The sequence below is a fragment of the Flagellimonas aurea genome, from assembly GCF_017313785.1.
GTDB classification, from domain to species: Bacteria; Bacteroidota; Bacteroidia; order Flavobacteriales; family Flavobacteriaceae; genus Flagellimonas; species Flagellimonas aurea.
The window spans coordinates 106,729-117,525 of the sequence record NZ_JAFLNL010000012.1 but is presented as its reverse complement, the minus strand read 5'-3'; the positions used below and the strand labels follow the sequence as shown (position 1 = coordinate 117,525).

Below are 10,797 nucleotides of genomic sequence, written 5' to 3'. Positions count from 1 at the left end.
CCGCTCTTTCAAGGCTTCCAATACCACTTTGGTCTTGAACTTCGGGGTAAACTTTCTTCGTGTCATATTCAGTAAATTTAATGATTAAACTTACTGCCCTAATTTTTGGGGTATCTACATATTGAGTTTGTTTAATTGGTGATTGGCGTAGCAACGTTAATAGTGCTGCGCCTTTTAACCTTTTTAACATTAAAAATGATGGGTTTTAACCCAATTTGGTGTTCTGGTTATAGAACAGCTTAGACTGTGCGATTTATACTTAAATATGTATTTGTTCGGTTGTTTTTTTAATAGATTTTTATGGAGTAGTTGTAATTAATTTTATTTTTAAAGGTGTTCAATAAAATTCATGCGTTTGCCCAGAACCCTAACGATAAAAATTTCGTCCACGCCTTCAATTTGATAGAAAATAACATGGGCTTTATAACTATAGTATTTTAAGGAGCCAGAAATAATCCCTGCATCTTTTGCCAACTCTGGGCGTCCAGCCAGCTCCTCCAAAAAATCATCTAAATTCAATAAATACTTGTTGGCTTGGTCAGGGCCAAAGAATTTTATCCCATACTTATATATTCCAACCAAGTCATATTGGGCTCTTGTGGATAAATTATAATTCCCCATTATCAACTTTTGTGATAATGTCACTTATTTTTAGTTTACTTCTACCGCTTTGTAAACCTTCATCAATTGCGCTCTTAAGTTCCATGAGCTTCATGTTCTCTTCCTGGTCCTTTCTTACCAAATCTCTTATATATTCACTGTCATTCGTAAAGTCACCTGATTGAACCCTAAGCTTTATCCAACCATCTTGTTGATTTGTAAAAGTGATTGATTTTCTAATTGTTCCCATAACTTTGATTTATGTGGTGCAATATAATACTTTTTCGCACCACCTAAAAGACAAGGCTTTAAACAAGTGGACAGGACGGTTTTAGTATACCACCCGCGCAGGATTGAAGTGTGCATAGCAAAAACTAATATAAACCCATTTATGACAAAGTCTGAAACTGTTTTTTGGATAGCCCAAAGAATTCCGTTTTCAGGGGTTCGATTTGACCGTTTTTTGCAAGATAGGACTAGGTGGAAAACGAAAGAAAATATTATGTTCAACCCGGTGGTTCTAATATATGGTTTTTTGACCTTGCAATGGACTTAATTACAATAAGACCATTTCATTTAAGTTATTGTTCCTTGTTTTTAAAAATTGACACCCCTTCCTTGATGGTTTCCAGAACCTTGATGTTTTTGATCTCTTTGGGATCCACCTTTAAGGGGTTTTGGTCCAAGATGACCAAGTCTGCCAATTTCCCCTTGGTAAGCGTTCCTTTCCTATAGTCTTCAAAGGATTGATAGGCGGCATCACGTGTAACCGTACACAAGGCCTGGTAGGGTGTGATTCTTTCATCGGGCCCGAGCAGTTGTCCCCCGCTGGTCAAACGATTGACCGCAGCAGAAATAACGGGCAACATCCCACAATGCGCAATTGGGGCATCATGGTGCAAGGTGATTTTGGCTCCTTTACGTAGTGCCGTATTTGCTGGGTTTATCCGCTCAGCTCTTTCTTTTCCCAGGAAAAGCGATTGATGCCTGTCTCCCCAAAACTCAATGTGGATGGGGAAAAAGGAAAGTATGATTCCATTTTCTGCGGCGTAGTCCATTTGTTCGTCACGTATGGTCTGCGAGTGAATGATGGTAGTCCTCAAATCTGGCCTTGGTGTTTTGCCGCGTACCTTATTTAATGCCCCAATCAATAAATCAACGGCTGAATCCCCATTACAATGAACAATCAATTGCACTCCTTTTTCGTCCGCTTTCCGGATCCAGTCTTCAATCTCTTCTTGTGTCATGCTGGGATAGCCACGATACCCCTCGAAATCTTTTATGACCAACTTCTCAGTTTCAGTGTGGGAAGTTTCACCTGTGACCAGCTGTCCCCCAAACTCGTTTATACAGCCCGCTTCCTCCACTTCAGAACTGCCTTCTGGTTGAACAAAATAAGGCTCGCTCAGATAAGCGGTATATCCTTGTATCGCGCCATCGATCGTAAGCTTTATCCCCTTGGTGATAAGACGGTCCGTGGTATTGAAGTCTTCGGATATTACGTTGAGAAGCGAATCTGTGGTAAATTTGTACATCGGGTAACTGATTACATCTATGGGCAACTTGTTTTGTGCCTCCATTACTTGCAATAATTTCATGGCATCGGGCATGGTGTTGCCATCCTGACATGTGGTGATTCCCTCTGCCGCATAGTTCAACAAACCTTGTTCCATCAAGGTTATGGCCTCATCAATGGTCGGGATGGGCAATATTTTCATAAGGAGGAACATGGCCTGTTCTTCCATAACACCCAATGGTTGATTACTTCCTGGACGTCTTTGTATTTTACCACCATTGGGATCTTTTGTGCCGGCAGAGATACCGGCCAACTCCAAGGCCTTGCTGTTACAAGTTATCAGGTGGGATGAAATATGCATCAATACAATGGCATGTTCCGTTGAGACGGCGTCTAGGTCGTCCCTATTGGGGTGACGCATTTCTTCCAGTCCCGTATCATCATATCCCCAGCCTATGATGGTAGTGCCCGTTTTTGGCTTTTTTTGGTTGATGTGTTCCCGAAGTTTACGCTGAATGTCCGGAATGGTCCTTACATCCCCTATGGGGTAGGGATCCAAGTTTACACACCCAAACTTTGCCGATTGAAAAACCACATGGGAATGCGGGTCGTAAAAGCCAGGAATCATTGTTTTGTTCATAATATCCACCAAACGGGTCGAATCGCTGGAGAATCCCATGGCTTCATTTTCCGGTCCTGCAAAAAGGATTTTTCCATTTTTAACTGCCAATGCCTCGATATACTCTGGGAATTCACCTTCCATAGTTACAATGTCACCACCGAAGTAAATGGTATCGGCCTTTTCTTGACCTTGCTCTTTCTGGCACCCGCAGAACAGGGTGCAAACTGAAATTAAAAGAATAAGTGTTCTCATGATTTAGCTTTCTTGGTTTATTTTTTGTGAGATATCCATTGCTTGTCTTAAGCTACATTTTTCTTTTTACCCAATAAATAACCGGCATAAAAGGGAAGCCCAAGGATTACGATGATCAAAAAGATGGCCAAAACGGTAAGGGTCCGTATGGTTTTCCGTAACTCTTCCATGGTATTTTTTATACCGGAATCCATGAGCAAATGCGCTTCCTCAGTAATGATCTTTCGCTCGCGCTGAAGTATGGAGTCCAATGCCAACCGTTCCCGCTCCAATAAAAGGTCTATCTCGGAAAATTCGTTGGACAGGGCGATCATGGAAGATGTAATTCCCCTTTCCAAACCTATGAATATAGGGTCGATCTGATTCCGAAAATTGATTAGGGCACTGTCCAAGAGTTGTGGTGAATTTTCCGCTATCGTGATCAAACGATGTGTTTGATCCTGAAACTCCTGCAATTTTTTTTGCATATCCAAGGTATCCAACCCCTTTTCCTTTAGGTATAAAAGAGTCTCCCATTGCAACTGTTTTCTGGTGAGCTCACTGCCATAACTCAGTTTGCTTCCCAAATCTGAGACCACTTCGGACAAGGTGCCGACCGTTCGCACCGACAAACTATCCGGGGTTTCGGTCAGTTTTAAATAATCCTCTTTGACCGATGAAATGGTCTCAAAATCGTAGCTAGTAATGGGATTTGTTCTTGCCTGTTCCTCAACGAACAATGCCAATTTTTCGAAATCCTTTTTGCTGTGGACACTCTGCGCAATCTTACTTATTTTATTGGCGTTTGCAGTTGTTGTATTTTGTAGGGTTTGATAAGTCGTATCGGACATATAATCAGGTTTGGGAGCAGCAAAAAAATATTTGGTTCTGATCATATAGGTCCATACATCCAATAATGCAACCTCAGGTGCTGCCTGAAAACCGTGGACCTTAAGTTGCTTTGCCGTGTTTATTTTCCATAGCAAAAGTAATTTTTGGGTCTCCGGAGAGGGCTTGTCTTTTAGTATGGTATCAGCTGTTTTTTGTGTGACCTCCATCGCTTCCCCGACAAAGTCTTGGGTCATCAGTCTAGTATTCAATGCCTTTACCGTTAATGGCTCCTGTTCACTTTCGATACGGACTAATGAGCAGGAACCCAGCATTAGTACAACAAGTGCCGTACTGAGGATTGCATATGTGGTTTTGATCGGTTTCAAATACATATTGTATTGGTTTTGTGGCATTGAACTATTTTAAGTATACAACCTTGAACTTGGCCAATGGAGCCATTCTGGCCCTGTTCAATGATAAGGTGTCTTTTTTTAAGGTATAGTTGTCAATTTTCAAAAGCATTGCGTGAAACCTTTGCTCGGTTTCCATGTCCTCACAAGCCATTAAGGTGGCTCTTATTCCTGAGAAATTTAACCTGCTCTGGGCCTTGTTCAAGGCATAGGTCCCACTCAAACTGTTACAGCCCCCAAATCCAGTGACAAGGCTATCCCTGTCCTTTAATATCATATGGATCTCTTTTCGGTTTTCCCGTGTTTCAACCGATTGGCCATTGAGCTCGATCAATTTCCAGTATTTTTCGGTAATGCCATCATCCATAGTGGTCTCTTTTGTTTTTGATGAATTGCCAATTGTATTCTGATGACTTTTACAGGACATGGACATCAGTACCATGAGCGTGAGATAAATAGATAAGGCTTTCATAGTTCATATATTTAAGAGGTCAAAGTATTCTTGTAACCCCAAGACCGTAAGAAAATGAGTTATACCCATTTACTTTCAAATCGTTGATCAAATTTATGCTCAATTCCCATTTCGTGTCGATATGAAAACCGTATTCCAATCCAATTCTGACCATAAAGAAACTTGCCGATTGGGCAAATTCCCCACCTATGCCTAGGATATAACTGATACTTTTTTCTGGTTTATACCCTGCCACCAAAGCACTTGCAATAGGGTATGACCTTTCCAAGACCCGGTCACCTCCGCCACTTCTTAAATGGTTCTCCACTTGATAATCTTCAATGACAATATCATTGTGCAGTCCCATACTCCATTTTGGATTGAACATATAGTTATAGTTAATTCCCAAGGAGGGCAGTGCCAACCACTTTCGTTCCCCATCTTGCTGGATACCTTGGCTAATTTGGGTATGGCTCAATACCGCGCCCAAGGTGTGGTGAACTTTAAATTGGGCTTGGTTATCTTTTTCTTGGCCAATTATTTCAGAGTTGAACAATGAAAAAATGCTTGCAACAATGAAATACAGACTGGGAAAAAATCCTTTTTTCATTAGCCTATCACATTGAGGTAGGTTTGGTCGATAATCTTCGTTCATGGTTAAAACAAATTGTGCTTGACCATACTTTTGATGGTTTTTTGGGCAAAATCTTCCGCCAACTTCTGGGTATCCTTGTTCAGTTTGCCACTTAACGATTGGCTCCATTGCATTTCATCACTGGTGCATGTGTACCAAGTGGCCTTACCTGAGATTTTGTCAACGTTTTTTGTTTCTCCGGCCAAGGGGACACTGGTGCCCAAAAAGCCCCTGAAAATTCCCATCTTGACGGGCACTCCAACACGGGCGTCCACGGAGGGAGAACTTTTGTATGCCGACTTTGGGTGGTCAAACGTATATGCCAGCAATGCATCTACCTCTAATTCATCCACTTTTTTCCTCAAGGTTTCCTCCAAAGCATAATCAGTTTTTTTAATATGGGCATAAGCTGGAATTGCTGATATCCCATTTTCCTTTAATTGTTGAACGGTGGCATCCTCCAGTTGTCGTTGTGCCAATCCATCAGAGGTTTTGGCCACTACCATTACCTTTCGGTATTTCCTTTTTTGGTAGGTGGGGGATTTCCATACGGATTGTGAAAAGCAGAGCATTGGACCCAATACCATAATTAGATGTAATATTCGGTAAAGCCATGCATTATTTTTCTCTTGTAAATTCATTTGATCATGGTTTGAATTCTTTTTCTGCGTAGCGTGCAAGCAATGACTGCTATTTAGTCCTTAAAACTATAAGCAGTAGAAGAATATGATTTAAATAGTTATGGTTAGTGTTTAGTATATTGCTTGCTTATTCTGATTCTTTGAAAATAGCCAAGAGTCCTGTAGCTCCTACCTTTGTTCCCAAGGGAATGGCATCGAGATCCACTTGAAAGTCCCCGTTATGCGCACCAAATGGAAAGACTTTGCCTTCCTGAAGTGCTTGTTCGAACATTTCTGGTGGGGCAATCCCAACCTGGGCATAACAGTATCTTTTGATTTTATTGTGTACCACCAAGTGATGAAAATCCTCCGACCCCATGACGGAGGGCAGGCGATCTTCCTTTAGGATATTCTTTTCCCCGACCAGGCCTTCAAGTGCGTTCTGGACCGTCTTGGTCAATTCGACATCATTGTCCAAGGGTGTTGACCAACCTTTCATTTTCATTTCCGGAAATTTGTCCTTGGGCATATTGTAGGCATGTGCAATGCCTTCATTGATACGCTTGATCCCTTCTATCAACAGTTGCCGGTCATGCTCGTTGAACCAGCGCAAATTCACCTTGACTAAAGAGGAAGCTGGAATGACGTTGTTATCGCTTCCAGCTTGAATTGACCCCACTGTGATGACCGCAGAATTCTTCGGGTCGATTCCCCTACTGACAATGGCCTGGTATTGCATGACCGCCGAAGCAGCCATGACAACGGGATCCTTAGTGAGGTTGGGCATGGAACCATGGCCTCCCACCCCGTGAAATGTGATATCAATTTGATCTGTTCCTGCCATGCGGACTCCAGTTGCGGCAGCCACTAGACCGACACCGACCGGTGCGGTGTGTAACCCAAATAAGTAATCAGGTTGGGGAACGCCATGCGTGGTGTACAGCCCATCGTTCACCATGGCCTCTGCCCCCAGAATAGGTTCTTCCGCCGGTTGGCCTACCATGATCAGAGTGCCTTTCCAGAGTTCTTTGTGTTCTGCCATAAGTTTGGCAACACCCAACATCCATGTGACATGGGCATCATGTCCACAAGCATGCATGACCGGTGTTTCCGAACCATCTTCCCTCTTCACAACTTTCGTGCTGGCATAAGGAAGCCCTGTGGTTTCTTTCACGGCATTGGCATCCATATCCGCCCGGTACATGACCGTGGGGCCGTTTCCGTTTTTCAGGATCCCGACGACACCAGTTTCGCCAATTCCTGTCTTTACCTCATAGCCAAGTGACATTAATTCCTTTTCCACAACGCCCGCGGTGCGGGTCTCCATAAAACCCAGTTCGGGATTCTGGTGAATGTCCTTGAAAATCTCTATCAATCGACTTTGGTCCTTGTCGATGGAAGTTTCGATGATTTGTGAGATGTCGGTTTGCGCATACAAACTATTGATAAAGAATAGGAGTAGCGTTGGAAATAAACTGTATTTATTCGTTTTCATGGCTCGGTATTTAAGGTAAATCATCTTTGACTTGGCATGTGGAACGCCCTATTGGATTTGGTGTCGAACTTACTTTGGGAAACAAACTACATAAAACGTCGTTGTTCCAAAATTAGATTTTGGCCCAATATTCAGGCACCAACCGTGGTAAGAATTTGTTCAATTTTAGAAAATGGAACAGTTTTAGGGATTTGAGGAATCATTATTTTCAACTTGTCCAAGAAAATATTCGGAGGGGGTCACACCTATATATTTCTTGAAGGCCCTAATAAAAGTATTACGTGAATTGAATCCAGCTTCCTTTGCAATCCCTTCCAAGGTGAGTTGTCGGTATTTCTCATCCTGATATATTGAGATAATATGATCAATACGGGCCCTGTTGATAAAATTGGAATAGCTCAGTCCATAAGTATAGTTGATGAAATAAGAAATATGGTGGACTGGGACACCAATGTCCTCGGATAGCTTGTTGATTTTGTAGTCGCAGTTCAAAAATGGACGCTCATCCTTAAAAAAGGAAGTTATGGTCTGTTCGTAACAAATCATCTGTTCATTGCTCAAAGAAAAGGTATTTCCATTCTTGTCCTGTTGTTTTTGTACATCCAAACCCATTCCATATAACACCGAGGGATGGAACATTAGGGTCAAGGCAGTGGACAACAGAACGCCCATGATCAGAATATCAACTACAATGATAAAATTGGAAAAATAGTAGGGGAAGCAAAAAATGATGAATGCCAATAAATAAAATGTTCCAAGCTGTATGACCAATCCCCAGAGCCATATTCCCATTTTCTTTGTCATTGTTCCATTTTCAAAATTATTGTGAACACCTAATAATATTGTTATGGAAAAATAGGTGTAGATCAATCCCAAAAAGGTTTTCAAAAAAGGATGCGTGAAAGGCGGCAGCATTCCTTCCCTATGCGCAAACAGATTGGTAGGGGATTGAAAGAGGGAGCGAATCAGGTCCAGCTTCTCATCCGCCCCGGTTAAATAAAAAGGGATCATCTCCATAAAATGAAGTGTCGCAGGGACAAAAAATAGCCAATCATACTTTCTAAACCCCGTTTCCCCATTCGCCATACTCCTGACATAAATGTAAAAAAGTGGCGGTATCAAATAGTGAACAAAAAAAATACTCCTGAATAGGTGTGGGACACGAAAATAAATATCGGTATAGGTCAAAGTGTTAGCAACAATGATCATTGCCAATCCGAGCAATCCAAATGCCAATACATTATTGGAAAACCTCCTTTTTTTGGTGAATGAGAATAGAATCCATGCGCATATAACACCTATAAGGAAAGCACCAAAAGAAATAATGACCAACAATTCGTATCTAAGTATCATCGGTTGGCCATAGGAAGTTCATGAAGGTCTAGGTTCATTGTCAATCATTGCGAATTGGTCAGAAGGATACTATTGTTTTCCATTAAATGGCGCACCAACCTTTTTCCATAGGAGTTGGATGCTTGCCGCAGTGATGGGTAGCTTCCCACACTTGATTGCCCTGTCCACACCAAGGCATCCTTTTTATTGGTGGAGGACTGTTCCAAATCGTATAGGTTGGATTCTATAATGTACTCTTTTTCATGGGTATAGTAGCCAGGTGTTTGGACCTGACCATAGGTTCTATAAATGTTTCTCCCCACTCTTACATATCCAGAGGGATAGACAATGTCCTCTCCTTGCTTGTATACTTGACGATCTCTGGTATTGACCAATCCAACGACAAGGGCTCCATCTATTTGGTTCTGTTTTAATTTCTGGGCCACACTTTCAGGCTTCCAGTCGCTCTCACTGGAATTTAAGGGTAAAAATGAAGTCCCTTTGACCGCATTTTGACCATTCTTGGTCAAATTATGGGCTATTGCTTTTTCTGCTTCCTGTCTTATTTCATAATCCTTACTAACTACAATCACTGCTAGCTTAGCAAATGTCCTTGAGGAATAGTTTGGTTTGACCCATTCGGCTGATAGCATATTTTTACTGCTTTGGCAACCAACTATCAATACAATCAATATCAAAAAGTGAAAGTTTCTCATTTTAGCTTTTTTAGAAAAATACTTTGAACAATTTGAGCATTACGATAAAAATAGTATTCAAATTTATAAAAACGTAGGGATTTTCCTAAAAATGGCTTTGTGACGCAATTTCCATTGATGTATATAAGCGCTAATGAAGGCCACTGGGGGGAATTCTGAAGATTTTTACTTTATAAGGTTGGAAATTGATTGTTTTTTCATTTGATCTCCTTGACCAAATCCTTTTTCCATATTCTATATATGCAAAGACCTATCCCCTATACCAGAAAAACAATAAAATATATGTTATCCTTCCTTTCAAGTTCACATTGTCCGGCAGCGCATCAAACTGGCAGGGTTGATCGAGGGGGTTCAAGGCCTATGTCCGAAATGGGGAAATGACCATTTCACTTGGGGTGGAAGTGGCCCTTTTCGAGCCAGGGGAACAACAGAAGATGCTGGAAAGCCTTGAAGGAGAATATCAAGGGCATCGGATCAAACGGATGATTGAAAGTCGGAGCTATGATTTGACCAAAGCCTGTTTTGATGTAACGGACAAAACTTTGATGCCCAAATCAGGGGCATGTGTTGTCTGTCCCTTCAATGCCGCGAACCAAGGAAAATTGTTCGGGGAAGGGATGATGGTATTTTCCGAATTGGAAAAACTCAGTGTTTTTAGGGGGTGTTCGAGGACTAAATTTATAGTACCACCGAATGGGGCTCTGGTTTAACTAAACTTTAACAAAAGAATGCTTTCGAATCTTGTTTTAAGCTAATTTGTCTTAAATTTTATTTGAGACTACAATTGAATCCCGGCCCGAGTCCAAATTTCTCCATCATATTTTTAAAATATTCTTGCAAAAAGTGTTCGTTATACCCTTCGAAACGGAGAAAAGTAAGTACGGTAACATTAATAAGGTAATGGATGCAGATTTAATTATAACTAAATCCAAGATGGTTCAATTAACCGTTTTTGGTGGTTCTGAGTATTTAACCCTTACAGGGTTATAGTTTTCTTGTTAATGAACTTAATCAAAAAACGGTTCCTTAAAGGCATTACTATTTTAAATATCACACTAAAGTTTTGGTACTTAAGTCCCGAACCGAGCCTATTTTTTTGATATGTGAGAACTTTTTAGTTTTGATTCGTACAATGTAAACTTTAGATTACAATTTCATCTCTATTTATCAAATACCGCCAAGACAAAAGCTTTAACTTATCTTGATGCCCAGCCGGTTTCCATAAATACTAACTGTATGGTTAGTAATTCGTTTAAAGATTACTTCTGAAATTGTTTTAATGCGCCATTAGAGAAACCAAAGACCTTAATCTAATGTTGTATTTCATCGAAAATGTAGG

At 41.1% G+C, this 10,797-nt stretch carries 12 protein-coding genes; 1 reads left to right on the top strand and 11 read right to left on the bottom strand.

The genetic code is table 11. The annotated features are described in order from the left end of the window. The 11 genes from J0656_RS17445 to J0656_RS17395 form a co-directional block, all read right to left on the bottom strand. Nucleotides 1-190, bottom strand: a 190-nt coding sequence (locus tag J0656_RS17445) for a hypothetical protein (protein ID WP_207036249.1), incomplete at its 3' end; no start/stop codon positions are given. Nucleotides 191-327: 137 nt separating this feature from the next. After that, a complete protein-coding gene (locus J0656_RS17440) occupies nucleotides 328-621 on the bottom strand; it encodes a type II toxin-antitoxin system RelE/ParE family toxin (RefSeq protein ID WP_108247226.1) in 294 nt (97 codons plus the stop codon). Next, entirely contained in the window at nucleotides 608-850 is a 243-nt protein-coding gene (locus tag J0656_RS17435; RefSeq protein ID WP_108247227.1) for a type II toxin-antitoxin system ParD family antitoxin, read from the bottom strand. Before J0656_RS17435 ends, J0656_RS17440 begins: the two co-directional genes overlap by 14 nt. Nucleotides 851-1,181: 331 nt before the next feature. Beyond that, entirely contained in the window at nucleotides 1,182-2,990 is a 1,809-nt protein-coding gene (locus J0656_RS17430) for an amidohydrolase (protein ID WP_207036247.1), read from the bottom strand. Between the two features lie 47 nt (nucleotides 2,991-3,037). Further along, a complete protein-coding gene (locus tag J0656_RS17425; RefSeq protein ID WP_207036245.1) occupies nucleotides 3,038-4,192 on the bottom strand; it encodes a hypothetical protein in 1,155 nt (384 codons plus the stop codon). A 25-nt stretch (nucleotides 4,193-4,217) separates the two neighbouring features. Then, nucleotides 4,218-4,682: an META domain-containing protein gene (locus tag J0656_RS17420; RefSeq protein WP_207036243.1), complete on the bottom strand. Its 465-nt coding sequence runs from the start codon at nucleotides 4,680-4,682 to the stop codon at nucleotides 4,218-4,220. A 19-nt stretch (nucleotides 4,683-4,701) separates the two neighbouring features. Further along, entirely contained in the window at nucleotides 4,702-5,271 is a 570-nt protein-coding gene (locus J0656_RS17415) for a hypothetical protein (RefSeq protein WP_207036241.1), read from the bottom strand. Nucleotides 5,272-5,318: 47 nt separating this feature from the next. Next, nucleotides 5,319-5,936: a hypothetical protein gene (locus J0656_RS17410; protein WP_207036238.1), complete on the bottom strand. Its 618-nt coding sequence runs from the start codon at nucleotides 5,934-5,936 to the stop codon at nucleotides 5,319-5,321. Between the two features lie 127 nt (nucleotides 5,937-6,063). Further along, nucleotides 6,064-7,410, bottom strand: coding sequence for an amidohydrolase (locus J0656_RS17405; RefSeq protein WP_207036236.1), 1,347 nt, complete (start codon nucleotides 7,408-7,410; stop codon nucleotides 6,064-6,066). Nucleotides 7,411-7,593: 183 nt separating this feature from the next. Then, nucleotides 7,594-8,763 carry a helix-turn-helix domain-containing protein gene (locus J0656_RS17400; protein WP_207036234.1) on the bottom strand — a complete coding sequence of 390 codons (1,170 nt, stop codon included), beginning with the start codon at nucleotides 8,761-8,763 and terminating at the stop codon, nucleotides 7,594-7,596. Nucleotides 8,764-8,807: 44 nt separating this feature from the next. Beyond that, complete coding sequence (locus J0656_RS17395; protein ID WP_207036233.1) at nucleotides 8,808-9,458, bottom strand: hypothetical protein; 651 nt, start codon at nucleotides 9,456-9,458, stop codon at nucleotides 8,808-8,810. Between the two features lie 377 nt (nucleotides 9,459-9,835). Here J0656_RS17395 and J0656_RS17390 point away from each other — a divergent pair, with 377 nt between their 5' ends. Beyond that, the gene (locus J0656_RS17390) at nucleotides 9,836-10,168 is read left to right on the top strand and encodes a hypothetical protein (protein WP_207036231.1); all 333 of its coding nucleotides are present in this window, start codon (nucleotides 9,836-9,838) and stop codon (nucleotides 10,166-10,168) included. Nucleotides 10,169-10,797: the final 629 nt, after the last annotated feature.

Coding starts and splice junctions, on each gene's coding strand:
- J0656_RS17440 (WP_108247226.1), bottom strand. CDS start 621: ATGGGGAATTATAATTTATCCACAAGAGCCCAATATGACTTGGTTGGA.
- J0656_RS17435 (WP_108247227.1), bottom strand. CDS start 850: ATGGGAACAATTAGAAAATCAATCACTTTTACAAATCAACAAGATGGT.
- J0656_RS17430 (WP_207036247.1), bottom strand. CDS start 2,990: ATGAGAACACTTATTCTTTTAATTTCAGTTTGCACCCTGTTCTGCGGG.
- J0656_RS17425 (WP_207036245.1), bottom strand. CDS start 4,192: ATGTATTTGAAACCGATCAAAACCACATATGCAATCCTCAGTACGGCA.
- J0656_RS17420 (WP_207036243.1), bottom strand. CDS start 4,682: ATGAAAGCCTTATCTATTTATCTCACGCTCATGGTACTGATGTCCATG.
- J0656_RS17415 (WP_207036241.1), bottom strand. CDS start 5,271: ATGAAAAAAGGATTTTTTCCCAGTCTGTATTTCATTGTTGCAAGCATT.
- J0656_RS17410 (WP_207036238.1), bottom strand. CDS start 5,936: ATGAATTTACAAGAGAAAAATAATGCATGGCTTTACCGAATATTACAT.
- J0656_RS17405 (WP_207036236.1), bottom strand. CDS start 7,410: ATGAAAACGAATAAATACAGTTTATTTCCAACGCTACTCCTATTCTTT.
- J0656_RS17400 (WP_207036234.1), bottom strand. CDS start 8,763: ATGATACTTAGATACGAATTGTTGGTCATTATTTCTTTTGGTGCTTTC.
- J0656_RS17395 (WP_207036233.1), bottom strand. CDS start 9,458: ATGAGAAACTTTCACTTTTTGATATTGATTGTATTGATAGTTGGTTGC.
- J0656_RS17390 (WP_207036231.1), top strand. CDS start 9,836: ATGACCATTTCACTTGGGGTGGAAGTGGCCCTTTTCGAGCCAGGGGAA.